Raw genomic sequence first — 24505 nt, 5'->3', positions numbered from 1 at the left:
GGCCGGGTCAGGGCGCGGCGACCGCCGCGCGGGACCGGTCGGTGGCGATGCGGACGGCAAGCGCCGCCAGGGCCGTCCCGGTCACCCAGCGCTGTACCCGCAGCCATACCGGCCGGCGGGCGAAGAACCCGGCCAGCGCCCCCGCGCTGAGCACGATCAGCGTGTTGACGCTCAGCGCGACGGCGATCTGGGTCAGGCCGAGCAGCAGGCTCTGCGTGGCGACGTGCCCCCGCGTCGGGTCGACGAACTGCGGCAGCAGCGACACGTACAGGACGGCGATCTTCGGGTTGAGCAGGTTGGTGACCAGGCCCATCGTGAACAGCCGCCGTGGCGGGTCAGGTGGCAGCGGCGCGGGCGTGAACGGTGACCCGCCGCCCGGGCGCAACGTGCGCCACGCCAACCACAGCAGGTAACCGGCGCCGGCCAGCTTCACCACCGCGTACAGCGTCGGGACCAGGACGAACACCGCGGCCAGGCCGGCGACCGCCGTGGCCAGGTAGACGCCGAACCCGGCGGCCACCCCGAGCAGTGAGATCAGCCCGGCGCGGCGGCCCTGCGCCACCGACCGGGAGACCAGGTAGACCATGTTCGGGCCGGGCGTGAGCACCAGCCCCAACGCCACCAGGGCGACACCCAGCAGCGCACCCGTGTCGATCATGACGTTTCCCCCGTTCGCCGTCGCCTGGATCGAACCTAGGCGGGCCGACCGCCCCGACCCAGGACCACCCGATCGATGGTGGCCTGGAATTCGGTCAGGCGGGCGGAAACCGCCTCGCGGGAATGGTCAGCGGCGTGCAGGCGCTGACCGGTGGCGAGCGCGTGTCGCCCGGCGGAGGCGGCGCGTTACGGTGGCCAGGGGAGGTGCGGCAGGGTGACCGAGGCGTGGGACGCGGCCGTGGAGGCGCAGATCCGGGGAGCCGTGCAACGCGGCGAGTTCGACAACCTGCCCGGCATGGGCAAGCCGATCCCCGGGCGCGGAATGCCGTACGACGAGTCGTGGTGGATCAAGAGTTTTCTGGAGCGCGAGAAGCTGCCCAGCGACCTGATGCTGCCCACCCCGCTGCAACTGCGCCGGCGCATCGAGCAGGTCCCCGACGAGGTCCGCGACCTGCCCACCGAGCAGTCCGTGCGGGACTTCGTGGGGCAGCTCAACACGCAGATCGTCGCCTGGCTGCGTAACCCCGAGGGGCCCCGGGTGGCCGTCCGGCCGGTGAACGCGGACGAGGTGGTCCGTCGCTGGCGTGCCGAGCGGGCCCCCGCCGAGGCCGCGACACCCGCGGCCGAGCCGGCGACCGTCGTCGCCCCGGCCCCACCGCCCCGACGTAGCTGGTGGCCGCGGTGGCTCCGCCGGCGCTGATCCCCGCCCGCCGGGGGCACCACGGTCGGCTACCGCGACGGCACACTGTACGGATGTTGATCGTGGCACCGACGTCGGAGATCGCCCCCGGACTCGTCCTGCGCCCCTGGTGCGGGGACGACCTCGACGCGCTGCTGGCCGCGTACCGGGATCCGGTGCTGCGCCGCTGGACCCGCGTCCCGGTGACCGACGCCGCCGAGGGCCGGCGGTGGCTGGACCGGGCGCGACAGGACTGGAACGACGGCCGCCGATACAGCCTCGCCGTCGTCGAGGACGACGTGGACGGCCCGCGGCTGGTGGCGAACGTGGCGCTCAAGGGTGTCGCGCCCGGGCAGCCGGCAGCCGAGGTGGGCTACTGGACGGCGGCGTGGGCGCGCGGTCGAGGGGTCGCCCCACGGGCTGTCACCGCGCTCAGCGAGTGGGCCTTCGACCGGTTTCCCGGACTGACCCGGCTCGACCTGCTGCACCAGGTGGACAATGTGGCGTCCTGCCGGGTGGCGCAGAAGAGCGGTTACGTCTTCCAGGAGGTGCTGCCGGCCCGGCCGCCCTTTCCCCGCGACGGTCACCGGCACTCTCGCGCCGCCGCCTAGCGGTCAGTCGACCGCGGCGCGCCAATGCCAGGACGTGCGCCGCTCCCGGCCGGGCAGGTCGCCGCGACCGGTCATCCACCGCAGCACGTCGGGTGGGGGGCCGGAGGGGGCGTCCGGGAAGAGACGCCGCAGCACCAACGCGCTCAGCCGGACCGGCGGCTGCCACGGCACGCCGAGCCCCCGGGTGATGTCGTCGGTGTGCAGCAGCGTCTCGGCCACCCCCATGGCGGCGAAGCCGGCCGGGTCGCAGGGCCCGAAGTGCCATGCCCGCGCGTCCGGCGCGGCCGCGTCGACCGCGACGGCGAGCAGCCCGGCGCAGGCCCGCACCACGGTGAGGGCCTGCGCCGGACTCGCGGTGGGGGAGACCCGCAGGTCGTACGGCAGGTAGCCGTCCCCCGGAAGGCCACTGACCTGCCCGGCGTACGCGAGAAGGTCGTGCGCGATGTGCGCGGCGGTCGTCCAGCAGCTCCAGGTGAGCGTGCCGGCGGGCACCGACCAGTCACGCTCGCGGTGCGGATGGAGCACCCGTGTCGTCTCGTCGGCCGCATCGAGCAGGTCGGTGCCGGTCACCGTTGACATCGCTCGACCCTCGCAGTGCCGATCGGCCGGCGCAACCGAGATCGCCGTCCGGCCGCCGCCACTTTCCGCGACCCACTACGGCCGTGAGTCGGTCGGGTCGTCCACGGCGACGTCGCGTACGGCGGCGCGGATGGCCTCGCCGTACGCGTCGTCCGGCAGGTGCGTCAGGTGCTGGCGGGCTTCGGCGAGGTGCTTGTGGGCCTGGGCGGCGTTGCCCAGGCGCCGGTGACAGTCGGCCAGATTGAGATGCAGCGACGGCAGGAACGCCTGGACCTGGAGCGAGGCCAGGTACCGCTGGGCGCGCTCGTCGGTCAAATCGGACACGGCGGCCAGGGCGCGCTCGTCCCACCGCAGCTCCGCGTCGAGAGTGTCCTGCAGATCGGCGAGGTAGTGGGCGAGAGTGCAACGGTGGAAGGCGTCGCCGCCCGCGCCGATCTCGTCCCACAGGGCGGTGAGAGCGGTGCGGGCGTGGACCTTCTGCCCCGATCGGCCGAGCTGCACGGCCGCACCGATGCGGATCATGGTTGGGTCGGGTGTCGGCTGGTCTTTCATGGCGCAGATGCTCGGGCCTCGACCCGGTCGAGGGTCAACCTGCCGGGGGTGCTCGCCGTCCGCGCGCCCGCGCGCCCGCGCGCCACAGTCGACACTCGTCCGGGTCCGGGTCCGGGTCCGGCGCCGGGACGAGGACGCGCTGCCCCGACACTGGTCCGGCACGAGGATCTCGCCTTCTAGCTCGTCACCGGCGGGCGACAATGGCCTCGAGCACCGAGCGGGCGGACGTCGGGGGGTGACCGAGGAGGCCCTCCAGGGTCGGGTCGGTGACGGCGAACTCTCCCCGTCGCGCCGCGCGGTACAGGCCGAGGGTGAAGTCGGCGGCCGCGGCCGGCATGCCTCCTTCGATGGCGCCCGCCCGCCACTCTTCGTCGGTGGCGACGACGCGTTTGATCACGCGGCCCGTGATGTCGGTCAGCAGGGCGGCCACCGCCTCGAGGTCGAGGGCCTCGGATGCGGTCAGGGCAGGCGTGATGCCGTCGAGGACACCCTCGTCGGTCAGGGCGATCGCCGCCGCCTCGGCCAGGTCGACGTGTGCGGTCCACGACACGGGGCCGTCCGCGGGCGCGACGAGCTGGCCGGTCTCGAGCGCCGCTCCGATGGAGTAGCTGAGTGTGCTCGCGTAGAAGCCGTTGCGCAGGGCGGTGAAGGGCACGCCCAGCCCGGCCAGGTGCTCCTCGGTCTCGGCGTGCGTGAGCTGGGCGGGGAACAGCGAGTGCCGGGAGGCGGCCTGGTGGCTGGTGTAGAGGATGCGCGTGGCCCCGGCGGCGTGGGCGGCGTCGATGGCGGCGCGGTTGGCGACGACCGCCCCGGGGCCGCGGATGGCGGCGGAGACGATGAGGATCGTGTCGGCGCCCTCGAAGGCGTGCGCCAACGTCGCGGCGTCGGTGAAGTCGCCGGCGCGGACGCGGACGCCACGGTGGGCAAGGCTGGTGGCCTTGTCGACGTCGCGCACACTCACGGCCACTCCGCTGGCGGGGACCCGCTCGAGCAGCCGGTCGACGATCAGGGAGCCGAGCTGGCCGGTGGCCCCGGTTACGACGATCATGAAAACTCCCTCGTTAGCAACGATATCGGTGAGACGTTAGCAGTGATAATACGAAGATAACAAGATGCTGTTAGCATCGGTTCATGGTGGGAGCGCAGGAAGCGGCATCCCGGGACGACGTCCGGGCCGGCATCATCGCGGCAGCCGCACGGGTGCTGCGCGAGAGCGGGGCGGACGCGGTGACCACGCGCGCCGTCGCCCAGGCGGCCAGCGTGCAGGCGCCCACCATCTACCGCCTGTTCGGTGACAAGGACGGCCTCATCGACGCCGTCGCCGAACACGTCATGGCCACCTACGTCAGCGACAAGTCGGCAAGCGCGCACGAGGCGACGGATGACCCCATCGCGGACCTGCGCTCCGGATGGCGGACGCACATCGGGTTCGGCCTGGCGAACCCCGAGCTGTACGCGCTCATGGCCACGCGTGGGCGCGGCAGGCCCTCACCGGCGACGCTCGCGGGGATCGAGGTGCTGCGTGCCCGGGTGCGGCGGCTCGCCACGGCCGGCCTGCTGCGTGTCGACGAGCAGCGGGCGCTCATGATGATTCACGCCGCGGGCAACGGAACCATTCTCGCCCTGCTGGGGACACCCGACGACGAGCGCGACACCGGTCTGGCCGACGCCATGTTCGACGCCGTCCTCGGCGGCATCGTCGTGGATGCTCCGGCGACACCCGACACGGCCACGAACGCGGTGACGGTGACCTTCACGACGGTCCTTCCCGAACTTCCCGGGCTCACCGACGCCGAACGCACGCTGATGGGCGAATGGCTGCGCCGCTCGTTGACCCACTCCCCGCACCGGGGCGAATAAGCAGTGGACGGGTCGCTGAGCGGGCTTGTAGCGTCCTGCTGACCGTGACACCGCCCGAGGAGGTGAGACCCATGACCGTCGTATCGAAGTGGGTGCTCCCCCTTGCCGTCACGGCCGGGCGACTGACGTAGGTGTCGTCGGGAGCGCCTCGCCACCGTGGCACTCCCGAAGGGCAACACCTGTGCACACTCCACGACACACCACCGCGCAGCCGTCCAACGACGTCGCGGAACTCCCATCGCCGGCCACCGGCATCGCCGACGGCATGCCGCCCGTGTTCGACGTGATCATCGCCGGCTGCGGGCCGACCGGCGCGATCCTGGCCGCCGAACTGCGGTTACACGACGTACGCGTCCTCGTGCTGGAGAGGGAGACCGAGCCCGTCTCGTTCGTCCGGATCGTCGGCCTGCACATCCGCAGCCTCGAGCTCCTGGCGATGCGCGGGCTGCTGGATCGCATCCTCCCGCACGGTCGGCGACGTCCGGCCGCCGGATTCTTCGCCGCCATCGCCAAACCCGCGCCCAACGGCCTGGACTCCGCGTACGCCTATCTGCTGGGCATCCCGCAGCCGGTCATCGTCCGCCTGCTCGAAGACCACGCGATCGAGCGGGGCGCGCAGGTCCGCCGCGGTTGCGCGGTCGTCGGCGTAGAGCAGGACGCGGACGGGGTGACCGTCGAGCTGGCCGACGGGGAACGGCTGCGGGCGCGTTACCTCGTCGGCTGTGACGGCGGGCGCAGCACGGTACGCAAGCTCCTGGGCGTCGGCTTCCCCGGCGAGCCCACGCGCAGGCAGACGCTGATGGGCGAGATGGAAGTGGGTGTGCCGCCCGAGGAGGTCGCCGTCCGGGTGGCCGAGATCCGCGAAACCCCGCACCCGTTCTGGATGCGGCCGTTCGGCAGTGGCGTCTACAGCGTCGTGGTCCCGGCGGCCGGAGTCAGCGACCGCGCGGAACCGCCCACCCTCGATGATTTCCGGCAGCAGTTGCGGGCCGTCGCCGGGACCGACTTCGGCGTGCACTCCCCGCGCTGGATGTCCCGCTTCGGCGACGCCACCCGGCTGGCGGAACGCTACCGGGTCGGGCGGGTGCTGCTGGCCGGCGACGCGGCGCACATCCATCCACCCATCGGCGGGCAGGGCCTCAACCTGGGTGTGCAGGACGCGTTCAACCTCGGCTGGAAACTGGCCGCGCAGGTCCGCGGTTGGGCGCCGGAGACACTGCTGGACACCTACCAGGCCGAACGTCATCCGGTCGCCGCGGACGTGCTGGACAACACCCGCGCCCAGACCGTACTGCTGTCCGACGAGCCGGGCGCGCGGGCGCTGCGCCGGCTGTTCGCCGAACTGATGGACTTCGACGAGGTGAACCGCCATCTGATCGAGAAGATCGCCGGGACCGGCATCCGCTACGACCTGGGCGGGGGCCCCGACCTGCTCGGCCGCCGCCTGAGCGACATCGAGGTGCGACAGGGCCACCTCTACGGCCTGCTGCATCGCGGACGCGGCCTGCTGCTGGACCGCACCGGACGCCTGACCGTCGGCGGCTGGTCGGACCGGGTCGACCACCTCGCGGATCCCACCGCGGAGCTGGACGTCCCCTGTGTCCTGCTGCGCCCGGACGGGCACGTCGCCTGGATCGGCGACGACCAGCGGGACCTGGACGGCCACCTCTCCCGCTGGTTCGGCGAGCCCACCCACTGACGGCGGGGGGAGCGGACCGGGCAGGCGTACGAGCCCCGGTCCGCTCCCCGGTCCGGCTGATGCTGGCAGACTGCCCGCGTGACAGGTCTCAGCGCCGAGCACGTGGTCGATGGTCGTGATCCGCGGTCCCCGGTGCTCGCCCCGAACGGCCGCCTGCTCTGCCACGTCCTGACGCCCCTCAGCCGGACCGGTGACCACCTCGACACCGAACTGTGGCTCGTCGACCCCGATGGCGCCCTCGCGTCGCGCCGGGCGACAGGTGACACCGCGACCGAGTCCCGTCCACGCTGGTCGGCCGACTCGCGGACGCTGTTCTTCCTGTCCGACCGCGCCGATCGCGGTGTCCCACAGCTGCACGGGCTCACCCTCGCCGACGGCACGATCACCGCGTTGACCCGCTGGGGCGTCGGCGTCCTCGATCACCTGCCGCTCACCGACCCCACCCGGGTCGCCCTGCTCGCCGAGGACGAACCCACCGAGCGGGATGCGCGCCGTGCCCGGGACCGCGACGACGCCATTGTCGTCGGCGAGCGCGAACCGCGGGCCCGGCTGCGCCTGCTCGACCTGCGCACCGGCCGGGTAACCACCCCGACGGTGTTCGGTGACCGGCACGTCGTGGAACTGCGGCAACGTCCTGACGGCGGCCCGGTTGCCGTGCTCACCTGGGCCAGCGCCGACAACGACCACGGTCCGCGTACCGGCCAACTGCACCTGTTCGACCTCGGGACCGAGACTGTGGAGAATCTCGGGCCGGTCGAGGCCGACGCGCGATCCCTGGCCTGGTGGCGGGGCGAGGACGGCTGGCACCTCGGTTACCTCGCGCTCACCCCGCCGGTCCTGCACGCCGGCACCGCGGTGTTCGACCTGGCCGTGGAGAGCCGCGTCCTGCGCAACCGCACCGCTGGCCTACCGATGTGCCCCACCGAACTCTGCCAGACCGATGCCGCCCCGCTGGTGGTGTTCGCCGACGGATTGAACACGACGCTGGCCCGGCTCGGTCCCACCGACCTCACCGCCCTGGCGCAGCGCCCCGGACGCCTCGACAATCTCACCACCACCCCTGCCGGCGGCCAGGTGGCCGTCCTCACCGGCACCCGCCATGAACCCCCGAATGTCCACGTCGGGCCGCCGGCCGGGCCGCTACGCAGAATCACCAACACCCGCCCGGAACTGGACGACGTCGCCTTCGGCACGCAACGACCGCTGGCCTACCGGGCCACCGACGGCCTCGACCTGGACGGCCTGCTCGTGCTGCCGGTCGGACGAACCGCGTCGGAAGGCCCGTTCCCGCTGGTCACGATCGTGCACGGCGGCCCGTATGAGCGCTACGCCGATCGTTGCCAGTTGTTCTGGTTCCCCAGCGCGCAGTGGCTGGCCGCCGCCGGATACGCGGTGTTGCTGCCCAACCCGCGCGGCGGCCAGGGCCATGGCCACCAGTTCGCCGCCAGTGTCGCCGGCCGGGTCGGACAGGAGGAGTGGACCGACATCCTGACCGGTATCGACCTGCTCGTGGCCGACGGCATCGCCGACCCCGACCGGCTGGGTATCGCTGGCTGGAGCCACGGCGGTTTCATGTCCGCCTGGGCCGTCGGGCAGACCGATCGCTTCCGTGCCGCGCTGGTCGGCGCCGGCGTCATCGACTGGGGCATGCTCGCCGCGACCGGGGAGAACGGCCAGTTCGAAGCCGCGCTCGGCGGCAGCACCGGCTGGTCCGGCATCGGCCCACACCCGCATGACGCGGTCAGCCCGATCTCCTTCGCCAGCCACATCCGCACTCCGGTGCTCATCCTGCACGGCGCCGAGGACACCAACGTCCCCCTCGGGCAGGCCGTGTACCTGCACCGGGCGCTGCGTCACTTCGACGTCGAGCACGAGTTCGTGATCTACCCGAGAGAGGGTCACACGATCCGGGAACGTCACCACCAACTCGACGTCCTGCGCCGGACCCGCGCCTGGTTCGATCGCTGGCTGCGGCCTGGTGCAACCTGACCCGGCTCAATCGGTGCGCGATCCATGACGGGTCGTCGGACGCTTCCAGCAGGCCGGATGGGTCGCCCCACCCGCAGTGGGTCCCGCGCTTGTGCAGCCGTCGCCGATCCTGTTGCGGAGTCTGCGGTTCATGCAGCCCAGGCGCAGGTGCGTCGCCCGCGCGGTTGTCACGATGCGAGCAGGTCAAAGTGAACGCCGACGATGAACAGGAGTAACGCCAGCAGCCTTAGCCGCCGGAACGGCTGAGATTCGGGGGACGCGGTCATCTCCTGCCCAAGGATTCGCTCCAGCCGGCCACGCAGGCGGTGCCACTGGGTGATTCCCCACAGCCGTACCTGGAAGGGGAGCCACCCGATCGGGACGATGCCGATCCCGACCACAGCCAACAGCAGAGAATGTGTCAGGCCGCCGACCACCGCGAGAGCAAACCCGATGCCAATCCAGCCGAAGCTGCCGCCGGCTGCGGTCACCTCGGCGTGCGCGACCAGGTGGCGTTGGGATGGTGGAAGCTGTCCGGCCAACAGCTCATCGATGGCATGCTTCAGGTACCTCTGCTGCTCCGAGCAGGGCGACTTGTGTGGATCGGAACACGAGTGTTCGTCCGCGACCCGGTCGATGATTCGCCGATGGTGGTCTTGGTACGCGTCCAGCGACAGATTGAGGCCTTGCGGTACCCGAGCCGGCGGTTCCCGTACCAAGCTGAACGTCATGTGTGCGTGCGTCCGTCCGTGGGCGTGAACCCAATGGATGAAGAAGTCGTCGCGGATCGCGGCGCGTCGGATCATGATTCGACGGAGTTGTTGGCGCCGACCGCCGCGGGTAAGAGCAAGGCGTGCCCGCATCTCCGCGGAGTCCTGGCGGGCCCGCAACCAGGTGGGGCTCAACAGATCGACAATGGCGACCAGCGCCGCCACAAACTGCAGGATCTTGCCCACCCGCCCCCACCAGAACATCGTGAGTACCCACAGGCGAAGGCCGCTGGTCGGCTTGCCCGCCAGCCAGGCGGCAACGACATCGCCATAGTCACTCATGATTCCCTCGACCGGGGTGGGCATGGCCACATGGTGGCATCTGCGCACCACGGCACAGAAGACTGACAGGTCAGGCATGGTGTCCAGACGGTCCCAGACCGCGTAACGCCAATCCACCTAGGCGCACTCCCGGTCGATCGCCGCGAACCCGTGTTGCCCAATACTCCGTCGCCGAACACCCCCGGGCTCTCGCCCACACCCGGCAACCCGACGTTGCAGGTCTTGCATCGAACTCGTCGCTCGACACGTGCCGACGGAAGTCACCACCCGTGCATCGACAGGTGGAAGGCGGGCTCAGACAGGTGGCAAAGGCGTCGGCGAAGCGACCGACGGCCGCAAGCCGTCGAACAGGACGGCCACCGCACGCTCGAGCAACGGCCCGGAGTACTTGCCGGTCTCCGGCGCCATGCTGGCCCCTCGTAGCAGGGCGAGCATCTCGGGCATGCCGACGTCGGGACGGACGGCACCTGCGCGCTGGGAGCCGTGCAGGAGGTCAGCCAGCGAATCGCGCATCTGTGCTCGTTGGTCTGTCTGCTCCGCCTTGATGTCCACTCCCGCACCTCGCAAAGCGTCGGTCAGAGCCTTCCTCCCCGCTACGTCCGAGACGATCTGCATGAAGAAGGTGAAGAACGCGGTCTGCGGCTCTGCACAGGCCCGCAATCGGGCCGCTTGACCACCGTCAGCCAGTGCACCGTGATCCCGCCGGTCAACGGCCAGCACCACGCCGCTTGATCCGACAACTCCACCCAGGTCTGTCACCCGATGAAGGGCCTGAAGGTTGCCGCGCCGAAGTTCAGCGTCTGCGAGACCGAAGAGGGGGGCCGATGGCTTGACGCGGAGAGGTGCCGTCAGCGAGACACTCCCGAGCGTGGGGCCTCATCGGGATCGGACCGCCGCGGTGACTTCCACCTCCAGTACCGCTCCGGGTAGGAACAGGCGGCTGACCTCTACGGTGGTGCTGGCCGGCGGGTTGGTGGCGGGGTGTGCGGGGAACAGGCCTCGGCGTACCGCGGCGTAGGCGGGCAGGTCCTGCAAGCTGGTCATGAAGGTGCGGATGTGCAGCACGTCGGCGAAGGTGGCCCCGTGCGCCGCCAGGAGCCCGTGGATGATCTCGAAGATACGTTCTGCCTGGGCGGCGGCGTCGCCTGGTGCGACGACCTCGCCGGCGTCGTCCACGGCGACCTGCCCGGCGAGCATGAGCAGGGCGCCGCCGTCGAGGTCCAGGCGAGCGACGTGGGCGAACCGGTCACCGAACGGTGCGGCGACTGTCTCCGGGTTGTCCAGGTTCAGGTTCATCCGTTCTCCAGGTTGAGCAGCGACGCGATGTCCGCCGTGGGGTCGGCGGCGGAGTCGAGCAGGTGCAGTGCGGCGGCCGCGACGGGGGCGGTCTGCACCTCGCGCAGGGCGAGCCGCGTGTCCTTGGCGGCCAGGGAGATCGCGAACGACGCACCAGTCGCGGTCGCCCGCTGGATCGCACCGCTCAGCGGCCCCGCCGCGAGGGCGTCGAGCGCGGTCGCCGCATCGACGCCTATCGCGTCGGCGACGGCGAGGGCGTCGTGCAGCGCGCCGAGCGCGGTGACCAGCGCCGTGTTGACCACGAGCTTCAGGGCCGCACCGGCGCCGACGGGGCCGCAGCGGCGGACCCTGCCGAGGTGGCGCAGCACGGGTTCGGCGAGATCCAGGGAGGCGGGTGAACCGGCGGCGAAGATGGTGAGGGTGCCCGCCTCGGCCGCGCCCACGCTGCCGCCGACGGGAGCGTCGAGCAACGACAGCGTCCGCGGCAGGCGGGCGGCGATGCCGCGTACCTCGTCAGGCCCGATCGTCGACATCTGTACGACCACGACCCCCGGTGCCATGGCCGTCACCGCGGAGTCGGAGTCGCCGGGTCCGGTGCCGAACAGCGTGGCTTCGACCGCGGCGGCGTCGGTCAGCATCGTCATCACCAGGTCGGCCCCGGCCACGGCCTCGGCAGGCGTCGCCGCGATCTCGACGCCGAGCGCGGTCAGCGGTGCGGCGTGCGCCGGACTGCGATTCCAGACCGTGACTCGGTGACCGGTCGCCACCAGTCGCCGTGTGATTGCCGTACCCATGTGCCCTGTTCCCAGGATCGCGATGCTCGTCACGGCCACCACGGTAGAGATCGCCGAAACATGCGACCAACGAATGTCCGGCATGGGTGCCATGCAAAATTAAGATGTCAGGGTGGAGACCGTGCTGTTGGAGGTGTTCCGGACGGTCGCGCGTCACGGCTCGATCACGGCCGCCGCCCACCATCTGCAGTTCACCCAGTCGTCGGTCTCGCGGCAGATCGCGGCGTTGGAGGCGCAGTTCGGGGTCCAGGTGTTCGACCGGCTGCCGCGCGGCGTGGCACTGACCGAACAAGGACGCGTCCTGTTGCCGCACGCGGAGGCAATCCTGGATCGGCTCGCCGCCGCCCGGCGAGATCTCGACGATCTCCACCGCCTCGACAGCGGCCGGCTACGTGTCGGCGCGTTCCCGACCGCCGTCGCGGCACTCGTGCCCCGGGCGATGGCAGCGTTTCGCGCCGCGCATCCCGACGTGGCGCTGTCACTGATCGAGGGACTGACACCCGAACTGCTGGAACGCCTCGCCGCCGGAGACGCCGACGTGGTGGTGGTCAGCTCGTCACCGACGGGACCGACCGACACCGTCCATGTCGATTTGCATCACCTTCTCGACGAACAGCTGCTCGTGGCGGTGCCGCACGAGCACCGACTGGCCCGCCGACGCGTGGTGCGACTAGCTGACCTGGCCGACGACGCGTTCATCGTCGGCTCCGCGAACGCCGAAGACACCCTGCTGCGCGCCAGCCTGCCGAGCGGCTTCCAACCGCGGATCGACATCGTCGCCGCGGAGTGGATCGGCAAGCTCGGCTGCGTCGCGGCCGGGCTCGGCGTCGCGCTCGTGCCCGCCCTGGCCGTGCGTGGCACGCCGGCCGATATCGTCCTGCTGCGCCTGCATCCCGAGGACGAGTCGGTCCGGCGCATCTTCGCCGCCACCAGCACGGGACGGGCCAGGCCACCTGCGGTGACCCGGTTCCTCGCTCACCTGGACGACGCCGCCCGCGGGTTCGCCCGAAGCCGTTGACCGGGCGCAGCGCAACAACGCACGTCGATTCACTCCGCTGCGGCGGGCCCCTCAACCCTGCATGGCGCGCGAGCCGGTAATGCTGTCGGGTACGTGTCTGGCGCAGCCGAGCTCAGGTGTGATCACCGCAGGTCATGCCCTGTCGTGGCGTCGACGTGGTCGGGAACGGGGTCATGGTGGTCGCCGACGCTGAGGGTGCCGGTGCGTTCGAACATCAGGATCGCGGCGCCGCCTGTGGAGAAGGGCTTGTGGTCGGTGCGGCGCGGTACGACGAACACCGACCCCTGCGGCAGCACCACTGTCCGTTCCTGCTCGCCCGTCGGGCGCAGGGCGATGCTCAACTGGCCGGAGAGGACGAGGAAGAACTCGTCGGTGTCGTCGTGGCGGTGCCACACGTGCTCGCCAGCGACCTTCGCGATGCGTACGTCATAGTCGTTGACCTGCGTCACGATGCGCGGGCTCCACAACGCCTCGAAGGTGGCCAGTGCCGTGGACAGCTCGACCGGTTCACTGATCATGGCTCTCATCGTGGCCGATACCGTCAGCCCAGCGTGAGTGCTAGAAATCGCGTATGCCGCAACAATCCTCGCAGCCCGGTGGCGGCGGGCACCGCGTGGTGATGCTCGTCGACGACGGGTCGAACCCGTTCGAGCTGGGCGTGGCCACCGAACTGTTCGGCCTACGCCGCCCGGAGATCGACCGCCGCTGGTACGACTTCACGCTGTGCGCCGCCGCCCCGGACACCGTGTTGCACGCCGGGCTGTTCACCCTCACCGGAGTACCCGACCTGCACGCCGCCGAAGGCGCTGACACCCTCATCGTGCCGAACCGACCCGACCCGCACATCCCGCCCGCGCCCGCCGTCGTCGAGGTCGTGCGACGGGCTGCCGCCCGCGGTGCGCGGCTGGTCAGCTTCTGCACCGGCACGTTCACCCTCGCCGCCGCCGGCGTACTCGACGGCCGCCCCGCCACCACCCACTGGCGCTGGAGCGAACTGTTCGCCGCCCGCCACCCCCGCGTGCTGCTGCGTCCCGACGTGCTGTTCGTCGACGACGGCGACGTCCTCACCGCCGCCGGCAGCGCCGCCGCCCTCGACCTCGGCCTCCACCTGATCCGTCGCGACCACGGCGCCGAGGTCGCCAACATGGTCAGCCGTCGGCTGGTGTTCGCCGCGCACCGCGACGGCGGGCAACGCCAGTTCATCCCCCAGCCACTGCCGGCCGTACTCGACACGTCTCTGGGACCGCTGCTCGACTGGGCCCGAGGACGGCTGCACCAACCCCTGAGCGTGACGGACCTGGCCACCCACGCCGCCGTCAGCCCGGCCACCCTGCATCGCCGCTTCCACACCGAACTGGGCACCACCCCGCTGGCCTGGCTGACCAGCGAACGCATCAACCTGGCCTGCCGCCTGCTCGAAGCAGGTGAACCACGCCTGGACACCGTCGCCCGCGCCAGCGGCCTGGGCACCAGCGCCAACCTGCGCACCCAGATCCGCCGCCACACCGGACTGACCCCCAGCGCCTATCGCGGTCGCTTCACCACCACCCCACCCCGCACCGGTGGCAGCGTGCTGAGAGCCGACCACGAGAGATCCCCTGCGCCAAGCCGAGGCGAGCGGGACACCGCCGGGCCGGCCGCCTGAGGGTCTGGCGAGGCCCAACGGGGGCGTGCGGCTGTGCTTCGGGCCCGGCGACCTGCTCCAAGACCCCGGCGGTGGAGCGCGCCGGCTTCCGAGAACTGACCCGCTGCGAATGCGAGCCATGCCGGAGCACGTCCGAACGGATTAATGGATTACCAGTAACGATAATCGGTTAAATACCTAGCACGAAAGGGGCATACCGTACAGACATCATAATGACAGTTCTTGTGCGTAAGACTTTAGGATGGTGTACTCGCGTCATCGGCAGCGTGAAGTACGGGCACGCCACCGCCGCCCTGGTGGTCGGGCAACTGTGCTCGTGCAAGCGGCAGCAGAACGCGCTGACCAGTGCGATCCAGGAGTACGGGGCGTTGCGCCGCACGGTGTACGCGGCCCGGTATCTGGCCGACGAGTCGTACCGCAGGGCGTCGCCGCCAGGGTGGCCACCAACGCGATCGTCACTGGACTACCGAGTACTACGGCCTCGCCGTCGCTGCGCTGCGCCGGCCGGCTCATCGGCGACGACCTGCTCGCGCACCTCCGGCCCCGCCACCACGCCAACGTCAACGTCAACGGCACACACTCGGTCGACATCGATGGCGAGCTGGCCCAGCTCGACGCCGACGGCTACCGGCCACTGCGCCTGCCCGCCGCGGCCTTCCTGTTCGGGCTTGACCTACCCGCGGGACTCAGCCGCCCTGTGTCTCATCGAGTGAAGCCGGCTTCCTGGTCCGCCGCGACCACCTGGTCGTGGAAACGCCTGTGGACCCAACCACGCTCGCCGAGGATCGTCAACTGTGCCCACCGCTTCGAGACCGGGCCGAGCTGGGTGTGACGGGGCAACGTTCCCAGAAGGCGCTGCGGCTTGCCCCCACCCGAGAGCTTGGCACTCTCCAGCACGTAGATGGCGTCCTCAGTGACCGCCACACACCGGTACTTGACCCAGAACATCGAAAGGCCGGTGATATAGACAACGATGAAAAAAAGGAAGTGGGGCGCGGTCTGGTAGATGAACGCCTGGCGGATCGCGCTGCCTGGAGGCAAGAAAGGTGCTGACCGCTGTACCAGCCCAGCCCGCGGCTCCGGGCTTGTCCGGGGGACTCGATCGGGTCTCCTCGTCACCTGCAAGTTCGTACCACCTACACGTCGCGCCCCGCAGCCCGGAACCTCCTCGATCCGTGGGGCGTGCTGCGCTTCCGGTCCGCCGCGTTGCTGAGCGGCCGGGGACGTCCTGTCGTGCACGTGTGGCGTCGGCGTCAGGCCGGGACGTACGCCGAACGGGCCTGCGCCACCTCGGCGGCCTGGCGCTCGCGCCACCGGCGCTGGCTGTCCCGGTTGCAGGCGCGACACGTCCGGCGATAGCGGCCCGTCGACTCGTCGATCTCGCGGTCGTGCCCGTTGCGGCAGGTCGACCCCTGCGTCCGGGAGCGGCAGTTCTCGGCGTGGCTGACCTGTCGTAGGTGGGTGGGCTCCACGCAGTCCTTCGCCGGGCAGAGGTGGTCGACCTCCAGGTCGGGGTCGTACCCCCCGACGAAGACGGCGTACGCCACGATGTGCGCCCAGGCCCTGCCCGCGACCTTCTGGTAGGTGCCGCGTCGGGTGCCGTAGCCGCGGATGATCAGGCAGCCGTCGTCCCGCCGGACCGAACGACGCAGGAGATAGTCGCGCAGGCTGTCCTCGGTGAAGTGTCGGGACAGCCCGGTGACCCTGCTGAGCACGATGTCACCCTAGCCCGGCAGGCGGGCCGCCTGTTCGGGAAGGTCGACGTCGGTGTCGTCGGCGACGTCGACGCAGGGGACCAGCCGGACGGCATCGCCCTGGGCCCGCAGGTAGTCGCGTGCGCCCCGGTCTCCGACCGCCGCCTCGCGCACGCCGGCCCAGTGTTCCCGGCCGAGCAGCACCGGGTGTCCACGTCGACCGTCCGCGTAGGTGGCCACGGCGAGGGCGTCGGCGGTGGCGTCGCGGGCGACCCGGCGTACCGCAGCGGGGGTGAGTCCGGGCATGTCGACAAGGGTGACCACGACGGCCACGGCCGCGCCGGACGTCAGCGCAGCCAGGCCGGCCCGCAGGGAGGAGCCCATCCCCGTCGCCCAGTCGTCGTTGACCACCACGTCGGACAACCGCGTACGGTCGCGGACCTCGTCGGCCTGGGCGCCGAGCACCACCACGACCGGCTGGCAGCCGGCAGCCGTGAGGATCCCCGCCGCGTGCTCCACCAGCAGTTGCCCCCGGTAGGGCAGGAGTGCCTTCGGCCTGCCGAGCCGGCGGCCGGCGCCGGCCGCGAGCAGCAGTCCGGCCGTCACCATGGGCCGAGCGTAACCGGTCTCGCTTTCGGTTCCGGGCTTCTCGGCGCAGTCCGGGCGCTTCCGGGCGCCGATCGGACGTGCTTCGGGGGGTGAACCGGTCGGCCGCGACCGCTAACATGCATCTCGTATCTGCTGTCACGTATTCACGGTGAGGTGCGGATGACACCGGACGAGACGTCGGCGTGGCAACGACTCTGCCCCCGGCCGATGGCCCAGGTCGACCCGCTGCCGGCCATCGCCCGGCACCTGGAGCGCCCCGACACCGCGCGCCGGCTCGCGGCCGCCGACGCGGACCGCACCCCGCCGGACGACGTCCTGGCCGACCTGCGCGAGCTCGGCGTGGCCGCCGTGTACGACCCGGACAGCGCCACCGCCGTGCACGTCAACGCCCTCAACGCGGTGGCCGCACGGCACAGTGGCAGCCTCGCCATCACCCTCGGCGTCAACGCGCTGGCCCTGCTGCCGCTGTGCATCACCGGCACCCCCGAACAGCGCGAGCGGGCCGGCGCGGTGCTGCGCGGCGGAGGCGCGGCCGCGATGCTGCTCACCGAGCTGGAACACGGCAGCAACCTGGCCCGCACCGACACCCGCGTCGACCCCGACGGTGACGGATACCGGCTGACCGGGGAGAAGCAACTGATCAACGGCGGCAGCCGGCACGACCTGCTGGTCACCCTGGCCCGACTCGGCGACACCGACCGCTTCGGCCTGTTCCTCGCCGAACGGGACGACACGGTGACCGCTCTGCCCCGGTGGCGGACGCTGCCCGCCACCGCCGCCGACATCTCCGGCGTACGGTTCGCCGGCACGCCGGCCCAGCCGATCGGGGCGCCCGGCGACGGGCTCACCATCCTGCAGCTGACCCTGGCGCTGTCGCGGGGTGGCATCGGCTCGCTCGCCTCCGGCGCCGCCAGCGGCGCGCTGGCCCAGGCCGTGCGGTACGCCCGCGAGCGCGACGTCTACGGCGAGCCGATCGTCCATCTCGGTGCGATAGCCGAACACCTCGCGCGGGCGGCGGCTCTCGACGTGCTGGTCGCGGCGACCGCGGTGAAGGCCACCTTCCTCATCAACGCGCTCGGGCCGGCCGCCGCGTACGCCGCCGCGGTGGCCAAGTACGCCTGCTGCGAGCTGGCCGAGCAGGCCGTCAACGAGGGCCGCGCGGTGCTGGGATCCCGGGCACTTGTCGAGGAGTTCGGCTACGCCGCGCGGGTCCGCGACGTGCTGCTCTACGGCGTGTTCGACGGCACCCGACACATCTTGCTCGACCAGTTGCAGTGGCGGTTGGAACGCTTCGCCGCAGGGACCGACCGCTACGGCGACGGCTATCCGGTGTTGGCCGAGGCGTACTCCCGCCCACCACAACCGCTGGCGCGCATCGCCCGGCTGCGGCTGCGGCCGTACGCCCCGACTCCGGCGGCCCGCGCCGCGACGCTCACCGCCCACAGCGACCGTCCGGCGGTGGCCGCGCTCGGCACGCTCCTCACCCGCCTCGTCGACCTGGTCGCCGTTGCCCGCCGCTGCGGTCGGTGGGCCGCCGACCAGGCCTGGCGGTTCGCTGCCGCCGCGGTTCTCGCCGAGGCCGAGGCGCTGCTCGCCGCCGTCGAGCTGATCGAACCCGGTTGCCGTGCCGTCGCAGGTCTGCCGGGACGGGCGAGCGCCGCGGACGAGGCGGCGCTCGGCTACGCGCTGGGCTGGCGCGGCGCCGAGCTGGCCACCCGGGTCGAGGTGCTCGCCGCCGACCTGCGGGCCGACGGCGGGCCCGCCCCGACGCCGGACCGGCCCGATGACCTGGTCGCCGCCTTCGCGGGTGAGCTGGCACCGGCCCGCGCCGCACTACGCCACTGGCTGACGACACCACTGAGCGACAGTCCGGGCCGCGACAGCTCGGACCGCGACGGCTCAGACCGCGACGGGCCGGGCCGTGAAGGGCTGGACCGCGACGGTGTGGTCACGGACGACGCCACCCGGGCATCCGCGGCGGGGGACCGGCTCGGCGCGGGGACGCGGTGATGACGCGTCGGGGTGAGTCGCCGGACCGGCGGCTGCGGGTGGCTGTCGACGTCGCCGGCGCGGACCTCGGGCCGGAACCCGTCGTCGCCGGTGCGCTGGCCGCCGCCGCCACCGTGGACATCGCGCTGGTCGGCCCGCAGGCACTCGTCCGACCGCTGCTGCCCGGCGGCGTCGCGCCGGCGGGCGTACGGCTGGTGCACGCCCCGGACGTGGTCGGGATGGGCGAGGATCCGGTCGCCGCGACGTACGCCAAGCGGCGCTCCTCGCTCCTGGTCGCTGCCGGGGAGGTGGCGGCCGGCCGGGCGGATGCCATGGTGACACCGGGCAACACCGGCGCGGCGGTGCTCGCGGCCGCCGTCCGGCTGGGTCGGGTGCCAGGGGTGAGCAACCCGGCCCTGGCCACGGTGCTGCCGGTGCCGGGCGCCGGCCCGACCGTGCTGCTGGACATCGGCGCGACGGCGGCTGCCGTACCGGAGTGGCTTGTCGAGTTCGCGGTGCTGGGGGCGGAGTACGCGCGCGGGCGGCTGGGGCTGCTCCGACCGCGGATCGGCCTGCTGTCCAACGGGCACGAGGCGGTCAAGGGCGGGCCGGTACGCCGGGACGCGCACCTCCTGCTGGCCACGATGCCCGGCTACGCCGGTCAGATCGAGGCGTACGACGTGCTCGGAGGCGGGATCGACGTGGCGGTGACCGACGGGTTCACCGGCGACGTGGCGTTGAAGATGTACGAGCGGACGTTGGACGCCACAGTCGGCCTGGCGCTGGACGCGGTGCGTGAGTTCTCGCCCGTCGGCGCGCTGGCGCGGGAGCGGCGGCGACGGGTGACGCGAGCGGTGCGCGACGGGCTCGCGGCCGAGCCGGGGGGAGCGCTGCTCGGGGTACGCGGGGTGTGCGTGATCTGCCACGGTACGGCCACCGCGGCCGACGTCGAGGCGGGCGTGCGGATCGCCGGGGAGTGCGTCGGATCGGGTGTGGTCGGCCGGATCGCCGCCGCCTTCGCAGCGTCGTCGCGGCAGCGAGTGCGGAGCCGGCGCAGCCCTGTCGAAGGGTGAGATATCCGTTCTCGTATCTGGCTTTACCAAGACAAGCGTTGATATGGTTCCGGGATTCCAGGCATGAGGGTGGTGCGATGTCACAAGAGTTGATCCAGGTCAGCGATCTGCGCCGGTCGTTCGGCGCGACGGCGGCGGTCGACGGCGTGAGCTTCGAGGTGGCCGCCGGTGAGGTGGTCGGCCTGCTCGGACCCAATGGCGCGGGCAAGACCACCACTATCCACTGTCTCACCACGCTGCTGAAGCCGGATTCCGGTACCGCCCGCGTCGCCGGCTTCGACGTCGCCACCCAGGGCGCCGAGGTGCGTCGCAGCATCGCGGTCACCGGGCAGTTCGCGGCCCTCGACGAGTTGCTGACCGGCCGGGAGAACCTGGTGCTGTTCGGCCGGCTGCTCGGGCTGGGTCGGCAGCCGGCCGCCGCCCGCGCGGACGAGCTGATCGCCCGCTTCGACCTGGGTGAGGTGGCGGGCAAGGCGGTACGCACGTACTCCGGTGGGTTGCGCCGCCGCCTCGACCTGGCCGCGAGCCTGGTGGTCGACAGGCCCGTGCTGATCCTCGACGAGCCGACCACCGGCCTGGATCCGCGCAGCCGGCGGGCACTGTGGGAGGTCGTCCGGGAGTTGCGCGACGGCGGCACGGCCGTGCTGCTCACCACGCAGTATCTGGAGGAGGCCGATCAGTTGGCCGGGCGGGTGCTGCTCATCGACCACGGACGGGTCGCCGCCGAGGGCACCCCGGACGAGCTCAAGCGTCAGCTCGGTGGCGCGGTCTGCGAGGTACGCATCGAGGACCCGCGGGCGCGGGCGGTCGCGGCGGAGCAGCTCGGCGCGGTGTTCGAGGGGTTGACCGAGGACGAGGACGTGCTGCGGCTGGCCGCCGGCTCCGGCACGCTCACCGAGGTGGTGCGGCGGTTGGAGTCGGCGGGTGTGGAGGCCGACGACGTCACCGTGCGGCGGCCCACCCTGGACGAGGTGTTCCTCTCCCTGACCGGGTCCGTCGACGCCGAGAAGGCTGTCGACGTGGACGCGGCGGGGGCCGGCCGGTGAGCACCACGACGGCGGTGGCGGCCAGCGGGCTGCGGCAGTTCGCGGTCCTGGCCGCCCGCAATCTCCGGCAGGCGCGCGCGGGCCGCTCGGTCGGCCTGACCGTCGTGTTCCCGCTGACGTTCTTCGCGGGCTTCATGGTGGTCTTCCAGCGGCTGATGTCCGACTACGGGATCGCCTACGAGCAGTTCCTCCCGCCCGCGATCGTCGTGCAGACCACAGCCCTGGTCGCCATGTCGGCCTGCTACATGATCGCCGGCGACGCCCGCAGCGGCCTGATCTCCCGGTACCGGACGTTGCCGATGAGCGCGGTCGTGGTGCCGCTGGCCCGGCTCGTGGTGGACGCGGCCCGCGCCGCCGTCGCGGTGGCGGTGATCCTCATCGCCGCGGTGCTCGTCGGTTTCCGGTTCACCGCGGGGGCGGCAGGCGCCGCGGGCTTCGTCGTGCTGGCGGTCGGCTTCGCGGTGGTGCTCGCGGCGGGCTGCGCGGCTCTGGGGCTGGGCGCCCGCGACCCCGAGCAGGTGTACTCGGCGCTGACCCTGCCGTACCTGGTGCTCACCACGGTCTCCACCGCCTTCGTGCCTGTCGACGCGTTTCCGGGCTGGCTGCAACCGGTGGTCGAGGTGTCGCCGTTCTCCGCCCAGGTCGACGCGTTGCGGGCGCTGTCCACGGAGGGCGCCGACGAGAGGGTGTGGCCGGCCCTCGTCTGGCTGGTGGTCCTGGGGCTGCTGTTCGGGTTGGCCGCGGCACGTTCGTTTCGGAGGAGCCGATGAGTACCGTCACGCAGGCCTCGTTGTTCGCCGGGCGTAACCTTCGCCGCTTCTTCCGGGCGCCACCCGCGTTGATCTACGCGTTCGCGTTCCCGGTGCTGCTCCTGCTCACCCAGTACGCGGTGTTCGGCCGGATCGTCGGCGACGGCGATCGCCAGCACTACCTGGAGCGGTTGGCCCCGCTGGTGGTGCTGTCCACCGCCGCGTTCGGGTCACCGTCGAGCGCCGTCGGTTTCCTGCGCGACCTGCGCGGTGGGCTGGTCGACAGGCTGCGCACCATGCCGGTGGCGCCGGGGGCGCTGCTGGCGGGTCGGGTCGCCGGTGACGTGCTGCGCATCGTCGCGATCGGAGCGCTCACCACGGGCGTGGCCATGCTGCTGGGTTTCCGGTTCCGGGAGGGGCCCCTCGCCGTCGCCGGTTTCTTCGCGGTGATCGCGCTGTTCGGCCTGCTGTGGGCGGCGATCGCGTTGTGGCGGGGCTCCGGTCCCGGTGACGAGGAGTCGCTGCCGCCGTCGCTGACCGGCCCGGCGACCCTGCTGTTCATCTTCTCCTCGGGGTTCGTGCCGGTGTCGGCGTTCCCCTCGGTGGTGCAGCCGGTGGTGCGGGCCAACCCGTTCTCGGTCGCCACCGAGGCGCTTGTCGGCCTGTCCAGCGGCGGGCCGGTGCTGTGGCCGGTGCTGCAGACCCTCGCGTGGGTGCTCGGATTGGGCACGGTCTGCCTGCTGGTGGCGGTGCGCCGGTTCGGCCGCCGCGCGGACCGCTGAGGGGCCGCGCGGATCACTGAAGGGCCGCGCGGACCGCTGACGGGCCGGTCAGACCGGGCTGGCCATCCGGTACAGCATCTGCTGCCCGCCGGTGGCCAGCAACAGCCCGCTGTCGGACCAGACGCGGGCGCGGGCGCCGAGCACCCCACCGGTGGCGGCGGCCGCCTCGCCCTCCACCAGCAGCCAGCCGGTGCCGTCGTCGCCGCCCTGGAAGCCCACGTACAGATCCATGCTCGGCGCCATGAACGTGGTCCGCTCGAACGCCTGCACCACCGCCGGGAACTGCACCACGTCGACGGCGAAGACCAGTCGGGCGGCCGCCAGCCACGGGTCCGCGTCGGCGGGCAGCTCCTCGTGCAGTCGCAGCCAGCCCCGGATGGTCGGCACGCCGTCGCGTTGCGGCTGCCAGCCGCCCGCCGGCCAGCCGGCCAGCCGTACCTCGTAGCACCGTTCCCAGATCGGCAGCACCGGCAGGCCGTCGCGGCGCATCAACTCGACAAGGGTGGGCAGCTCGTCGGGCTTGGGCAGGTCCGGTGGTGGCATCCAGCGCCGCTCGGGGCCGAGCAGGCCGGCGGCGATGGTCCAGACGTGCGCGGTGAGCAGGATCCGGCCGCGCTGGCGCAGGGTGACGTGCAGGGCCGCGGCGCGGCGGGTGCCGTGCACCCGGGCGACCTCGACGTCGACGTCGCCGTAGCGCGGCGGCGCGAGGAACTGGCAGCTCAGGCTCACCGGCAACATGCCACCGGCCTCCTCGCCCGCCGCGCGCAGCGCGATCGCGGCCAGGTAACCGCCGTTGGGCCCCCACACCGACCAGTCCTCGCAGAGGTGGGCCCGGTACTGGCCGGGCGCGGTCTGTCGTACCGCGGCATCGTCCGCGAGACTGGCCATCGAGGACCCCTTCCGGCGTTGGGACGCGTGAAAACAAGATACTGCAGATCAAAACCAGATACGAGTACGATGCGGCGCATGGATCTGCGTGACAGCGCCGAGGAGGCCGAGTTCCGGGCGGGCCTGCGTGCCTGGTTGGCGGGCGCGGTGCCGGTGACCACCGGCCCGGACGGAGCGCCGCCGCAGGACCGCTGGGGCGACATCGAGGCGGTGCGGTCGTACACCCGCGCGCTGCACGACGCCGGGTACGCGGGCCTGACCTGGCCGGCCGAGCACGGCGGACGCGGGTTGTCCCCTGCCTACCAGGCGATCTACCTGGAGGAGACGGCCCGGGCCGAGGCCACCGAGCACATCGGAGTCATCGGCCTGGGCATGGTCGGGCCGACCATCATCGCCTGCGGGTCGCCCGAGCAGCGCGCCTGGTACCTGCCCCGCATCCTCACCGGGGAGATCATCTTCTGCCAGGGTTTCTCCGAGCCGGAGGCCGGCAGCGACCTGTCCGCCGTGCGGACCGTCGCGCGGCGCGACGGCGACGAGCTGGTGGTGACCGGGCGCAAGGTGTGGTCGTCGTACGCCCACCTCGCCGACCACTGCCTGCTCCTGGCGCGCACCGACCCCGAACAGCGCCGCCACCGGGGGCTGTCCTGCCTGCTGGTGGACCTGCGCTCCGCCGGCGTCACGGTCCGACCGATCCGTCAGATGACCGGCGAGGCCGAGTTCGCCGAGATCGAGTTCGACGAGGTACGGGTGCCGCTCGACGCGGTGGTCGGCGCCCTCGACGACGGGTGGCGGGTCGCGATGACCACCCTCGCCCACGAGCGCGGCACCTTCGGGTTCACCCTGACCGCCCGGCTGGACGTGGCGTTCCGCCGCCTCGTCGCGACGGCGAAGGCCCGGGGCCGGGACACCGACCCTCTCGTACGCGACCAGATCGCCGCCCGCTACGTCGAGTTGGAGGGTCTGCGCTGGACCAACCGGCGGGGGCTGGCCGCGTTGGCGCGTACCGGGGTGCCCGGCCCGGAGACGTCGGTGATCAAACTGCGCTGGTCGCAGGCGCACCAGCGGCTCACCACCCTCGCCGTGCACCTGCTGGGCGGCGACGCCGAACCCGACGGGTGGGACCGCTACTGGCGACACCAGATGCTGCGCAGCCGGGCCAACACCATCGAGGGCGGCACCTCCGAGGTGCTGCGCAACCTGGTCGCCGAGCGCGTACTGGGCCTGCCCCGGTCGTACTGACCGCCGACTCGCCCACGACGAGGGGA

26 protein-coding genes and 1 pseudogene are annotated in these 24505 nt (G+C 72.0%); 14 read left to right on the top strand and 13 right to left on the bottom strand.

Going from position 1 to position 24505, the window contains the following annotated elements; translation table 11 throughout:
• Nucleotides 1-7: 7 nt before the first annotated feature.
• The gene (locus AB0K10_RS21725; RefSeq protein ID WP_363686068.1) at nt 8-658 is read right to left on the bottom strand and encodes a LysE family translocator; all 651 of its coding nucleotides are present in this window, start codon (nt 656-658) and stop codon (nt 8-10) included.
• A gap of 213 nt (nt 659-871) precedes the next feature.
• On the opposite strand from AB0K10_RS21725, the gene AB0K10_RS21720 reads away from it, so the two are divergent.
• Nucleotides 872-1357: a DUF1992 domain-containing protein gene (locus AB0K10_RS21720; RefSeq protein ID WP_363686066.1), complete on the top strand. Its 486-nt coding sequence runs from the start codon at nt 872-874 to the stop codon at nt 1355-1357.
• A gap of 53 nt (nt 1358-1410) precedes the next feature.
• The gene (locus tag AB0K10_RS21715) at nt 1411-1947 is read left to right on the top strand and encodes a GNAT family N-acetyltransferase (protein WP_363686062.1); all 537 of its coding nucleotides are present in this window, start codon (nt 1411-1413) and stop codon (nt 1945-1947) included.
• A 3-nt stretch (nt 1948-1950) separates the two neighbouring features.
• On the opposite strand, the gene AB0K10_RS21710 is transcribed toward AB0K10_RS21715, so the two are convergent.
• The 3 genes from AB0K10_RS21710 to AB0K10_RS21700 form a co-directional block, all read right to left on the bottom strand.
• Nucleotides 1951-2526: a maleylpyruvate isomerase N-terminal domain-containing protein gene (locus AB0K10_RS21710; protein ID WP_363686060.1), complete on the bottom strand. Its 576-nt coding sequence runs from the start codon at nt 2524-2526 to the stop codon at nt 1951-1953.
• A gap of 75 nt (nt 2527-2601) precedes the next feature.
• Nucleotides 2602-3078: a hypothetical protein gene (locus AB0K10_RS21705; RefSeq protein WP_363686058.1), complete on the bottom strand. Its 477-nt coding sequence runs from the start codon at nt 3076-3078 to the stop codon at nt 2602-2604.
• Between the two features lie 184 nt (nt 3079-3262).
• Nucleotides 3263-4126, bottom strand: a complete 864-nt coding sequence (locus tag AB0K10_RS21700; protein ID WP_363686057.1) for an NmrA family NAD(P)-binding protein — start codon at nt 4124-4126, stop codon at nt 3263-3265.
• An 83-nt stretch (nt 4127-4209) separates the two neighbouring features.
• Between AB0K10_RS21700 and AB0K10_RS21695 the strand changes: the two genes are divergently transcribed.
• The 3 genes from AB0K10_RS21695 to AB0K10_RS21685 all read left to right on the top strand — a co-directional run bounded on the left by AB0K10_RS21695 (nt 4210) and on the right by AB0K10_RS21685 (nt 8626).
• Entirely contained in the window at nt 4210-4938 is a 729-nt protein-coding gene (locus AB0K10_RS21695) for a TetR/AcrR family transcriptional regulator (protein WP_363686055.1), read from the top strand.
• Between the two features lie 274 nt (nt 4939-5212).
• Nucleotides 5213-6637, top strand: coding sequence for a rifampin monooxygenase (rox, locus tag AB0K10_RS21690; RefSeq protein ID WP_363686182.1), 1425 nt, complete (start codon nt 5213-5215; stop codon nt 6635-6637).
• Nucleotides 6638-6715: 78 nt separating this feature from the next.
• Nucleotides 6716-8626 (top strand): prolyl oligopeptidase family serine peptidase, encoded by a 1911-nt coding sequence (locus AB0K10_RS21685; protein ID WP_363686053.1) that lies wholly within the window; start codon nt 6716-6718, stop codon nt 8624-8626.
• A 167-nt stretch (nt 8627-8793) separates the two neighbouring features.
• Here AB0K10_RS21685 and AB0K10_RS21680 read toward each other — a convergent pair whose 3' ends face one another.
• The 4 genes from AB0K10_RS21680 to AB0K10_RS21665 all read right to left on the bottom strand — a co-directional run bounded on the left by AB0K10_RS21680 (nt 8794) and on the right by AB0K10_RS21665 (nt 11780).
• On the bottom strand, nt 8794-9681 hold the full coding sequence (locus AB0K10_RS21680) for a hypothetical protein (protein ID WP_363686051.1): 888 nt from the start codon (nt 9679-9681) through the stop codon (nt 8794-8796).
• 270 nt (nt 9682-9951) lie between these two features.
• Nucleotides 9952-10380 carry a hypothetical protein gene (locus AB0K10_RS21675; protein ID WP_363686049.1) on the bottom strand — a complete coding sequence of 143 codons (429 nt, stop codon included), beginning with the start codon at nt 10378-10380 and terminating at the stop codon, nt 9952-9954.
• 153 nt (nt 10381-10533) lie between these two features.
• Nucleotides 10534-10953 carry a RidA family protein gene (locus AB0K10_RS21670; protein ID WP_363686047.1) on the bottom strand — a complete coding sequence of 140 codons (420 nt, stop codon included), beginning with the start codon at nt 10951-10953 and terminating at the stop codon, nt 10534-10536.
• Nucleotides 10950-11780 (bottom strand): NAD(P)-dependent oxidoreductase, encoded by an 831-nt coding sequence (locus AB0K10_RS21665; RefSeq protein WP_363686045.1) that lies wholly within the window; start codon nt 11778-11780, stop codon nt 10950-10952. Before AB0K10_RS21665 ends, AB0K10_RS21670 begins: the two co-directional genes overlap by 4 nt.
• Nucleotides 11781-11859: 79 nt before the next feature.
• Between AB0K10_RS21665 and AB0K10_RS21660 the strand changes: the two genes are divergently transcribed.
• Complete coding sequence (locus AB0K10_RS21660; RefSeq protein ID WP_363686043.1) at nt 11860-12765, top strand: LysR substrate-binding domain-containing protein; 906 nt, start codon at nt 11860-11862, stop codon at nt 12763-12765.
• 122 nt (nt 12766-12887) lie between these two features.
• Here the strand turns inward: AB0K10_RS21660 and AB0K10_RS21655 are convergent, their stop codons facing one another.
• The gene (locus tag AB0K10_RS21655) at nt 12888-13283 is read right to left on the bottom strand and encodes a cupin domain-containing protein (protein ID WP_363686041.1); all 396 of its coding nucleotides are present in this window, start codon (nt 13281-13283) and stop codon (nt 12888-12890) included.
• Nucleotides 13284-13336: 53 nt separating this feature from the next.
• On the opposite strand from AB0K10_RS21655, the gene AB0K10_RS21650 reads away from it, so the two are divergent.
• On the top strand, nt 13337-14410 hold the full coding sequence (locus AB0K10_RS21650; RefSeq protein ID WP_363686039.1) for a helix-turn-helix domain-containing protein: 1074 nt from the start codon (nt 13337-13339) through the stop codon (nt 14408-14410).
• A 263-nt stretch (nt 14411-14673) separates the two neighbouring features.
• Nucleotides 14674-14832: pseudogene (locus AB0K10_RS21645) on the top strand (Tn3 family transposase); the annotation flags it as partial.
• Nucleotides 14833-15112: 280 nt separating this feature from the next.
• Here the strand turns inward: AB0K10_RS21645 and AB0K10_RS21640 are convergent.
• The 3 genes from AB0K10_RS21640 to AB0K10_RS21630 form a co-directional block, all read right to left on the bottom strand.
• A complete protein-coding gene (locus AB0K10_RS21640; protein ID WP_363686037.1) occupies nt 15113-15451 on the bottom strand; it encodes a hypothetical protein in 339 nt (112 codons plus the stop codon).
• A 212-nt stretch (nt 15452-15663) separates the two neighbouring features.
• A complete protein-coding gene (locus AB0K10_RS21635; RefSeq protein ID WP_363686036.1) occupies nt 15664-16125 on the bottom strand; it encodes an HNH endonuclease in 462 nt (153 codons plus the stop codon).
• A gap of 9 nt (nt 16126-16134) precedes the next feature.
• Entirely contained in the window at nt 16135-16713 is a 579-nt protein-coding gene (locus AB0K10_RS21630; protein ID WP_363686034.1) for an NTP transferase domain-containing protein, read from the bottom strand.
• Between the two features lie 159 nt (nt 16714-16872).
• Here AB0K10_RS21630 and AB0K10_RS21625 point away from each other — a divergent pair, with 159 nt between their 5' ends.
• The 5 genes from AB0K10_RS21625 to AB0K10_RS21605 all read left to right on the top strand — a co-directional run bounded on the left by AB0K10_RS21625 (nt 16873) and on the right by AB0K10_RS21605 (nt 22352).
• Complete coding sequence (locus tag AB0K10_RS21625) at nt 16873-18723, top strand: acyl-CoA dehydrogenase family protein (protein ID WP_363686032.1); 1851 nt, start codon at nt 16873-16875, stop codon at nt 18721-18723.
• Nucleotides 18723-19775: a phosphate acyltransferase PlsX gene (locus tag AB0K10_RS21620; RefSeq protein WP_363686030.1), complete on the top strand. Its 1053-nt coding sequence runs from the start codon at nt 18723-18725 to the stop codon at nt 19773-19775. Before AB0K10_RS21625 ends, AB0K10_RS21620 begins: the two co-directional genes overlap by 1 nt.
• A gap of 77 nt (nt 19776-19852) precedes the next feature.
• On the top strand, nt 19853-20821 hold the full coding sequence (locus tag AB0K10_RS21615; protein ID WP_363686028.1) for an ATP-binding cassette domain-containing protein: 969 nt from the start codon (nt 19853-19855) through the stop codon (nt 20819-20821).
• Nucleotides 20818-21591 carry an ABC transporter permease gene (locus AB0K10_RS21610; RefSeq protein WP_363686026.1) on the top strand — a complete coding sequence of 258 codons (774 nt, stop codon included), beginning with the start codon at nt 20818-20820 and terminating at the stop codon, nt 21589-21591. Before AB0K10_RS21615 ends, AB0K10_RS21610 begins: the two co-directional genes overlap by 4 nt.
• Complete coding sequence (locus AB0K10_RS21605; protein WP_363686025.1) at nt 21588-22352, top strand: ABC transporter permease; 765 nt, start codon at nt 21588-21590, stop codon at nt 22350-22352. The genes AB0K10_RS21610 and AB0K10_RS21605 overlap by 4 nt, the downstream gene beginning before the upstream one ends.
• Before the next feature lie 48 nt (nt 22353-22400).
• Here the strand turns inward: AB0K10_RS21605 and AB0K10_RS21600 are convergent, their stop codons facing one another.
• The gene (locus AB0K10_RS21600) at nt 22401-23240 is read right to left on the bottom strand and encodes a thioesterase family protein (protein WP_363686023.1); all 840 of its coding nucleotides are present in this window, start codon (nt 23238-23240) and stop codon (nt 22401-22403) included.
• 78 nt (nt 23241-23318) lie between these two features.
• On the opposite strand from AB0K10_RS21600, the gene AB0K10_RS21595 reads away from it, so the two are divergent.
• On the top strand, nt 23319-24479 hold the full coding sequence (locus AB0K10_RS21595) for an acyl-CoA dehydrogenase family protein (protein ID WP_363686021.1): 1161 nt from the start codon (nt 23319-23321) through the stop codon (nt 24477-24479).
• Nucleotides 24480-24505 lie beyond the last annotated feature (26 nt).

Source organism: Micromonospora sp. NPDC049274 (assembly GCF_040678875.1).
Classification (GTDB): Bacteria; Actinomycetota; Actinomycetes; order Mycobacteriales; family Micromonosporaceae; genus Micromonospora.
The sequence above is the reverse complement of the archived record's forward strand: the minus strand, read 5'-3'. Positions and strand labels throughout refer to the sequence as shown.

Excerpts from the sequence above, each read along its gene's own strand:
- AB0K10_RS21705 (WP_363686058.1), bottom strand. The coding sequence starts at position 3,078 with ATGAAAGACCAGCCGACACCCGACCCAACCATGATCCGCATCGGTGCG.
- AB0K10_RS21655 (WP_363686041.1), bottom strand. The coding sequence starts at position 13,283 with ATGATCAGTGAACCGGTCGAGCTGTCCACGGCACTGGCCACCTTCGAG.
- AB0K10_RS21725 (WP_363686068.1), bottom strand. The coding sequence starts at position 658 with ATGATCGACACGGGTGCGCTGCTGGGTGTCGCCCTGGTGGCGTTGGGG.
- AB0K10_RS21670 (WP_363686047.1), bottom strand. The coding sequence starts at position 10,953 with ATGAACCTGAACCTGGACAACCCGGAGACAGTCGCCGCACCGTTCGGT.
- AB0K10_RS21680 (WP_363686051.1), bottom strand. The coding sequence starts at position 9,681 with ATGCCCACCCCGGTCGAGGGAATCATGAGTGACTATGGCGATGTCGTT.
- AB0K10_RS21710 (WP_363686060.1), bottom strand. The coding sequence starts at position 2,526 with ATGTCAACGGTGACCGGCACCGACCTGCTCGATGCGGCCGACGAGACG.
- AB0K10_RS21715 (WP_363686062.1), top strand. The coding sequence starts at position 1,411 with ATGTTGATCGTGGCACCGACGTCGGAGATCGCCCCCGGACTCGTCCTG.
- AB0K10_RS21620 (WP_363686030.1), top strand. The coding sequence starts at position 18,723 with ATGACGCGTCGGGGTGAGTCGCCGGACCGGCGGCTGCGGGTGGCTGTC.
- AB0K10_RS21595 (WP_363686021.1), top strand. The coding sequence starts at position 23,319 with ATGGATCTGCGTGACAGCGCCGAGGAGGCCGAGTTCCGGGCGGGCCTG.
- AB0K10_RS21605 (WP_363686025.1), top strand. The coding sequence starts at position 21,588 with ATGAGTACCGTCACGCAGGCCTCGTTGTTCGCCGGGCGTAACCTTCGC.
- AB0K10_RS21625 (WP_363686032.1), top strand. The coding sequence starts at position 16,873 with ATGACACCGGACGAGACGTCGGCGTGGCAACGACTCTGCCCCCGGCCG.
- AB0K10_RS21630 (WP_363686034.1), bottom strand. The coding sequence starts at position 16,713 with ATGGTGACGGCCGGACTGCTGCTCGCGGCCGGCGCCGGCCGCCGGCTC.
- AB0K10_RS21695 (WP_363686055.1), top strand. The coding sequence starts at position 4,210 with ATGGTGGGAGCGCAGGAAGCGGCATCCCGGGACGACGTCCGGGCCGGC.
- AB0K10_RS21650 (WP_363686039.1), top strand. The coding sequence starts at position 13,337 with ATGCCGCAACAATCCTCGCAGCCCGGTGGCGGCGGGCACCGCGTGGTG.
- AB0K10_RS21700 (WP_363686057.1), bottom strand. The coding sequence starts at position 4,126 with ATGATCGTCGTAACCGGGGCCACCGGCCAGCTCGGCTCCCTGATCGTC.
- AB0K10_RS21600 (WP_363686023.1), bottom strand. The coding sequence starts at position 23,240 with ATGGCCAGTCTCGCGGACGATGCCGCGGTACGACAGACCGCGCCCGGC.
- AB0K10_RS21615 (WP_363686028.1), top strand. The coding sequence starts at position 19,853 with ATGTCACAAGAGTTGATCCAGGTCAGCGATCTGCGCCGGTCGTTCGGC.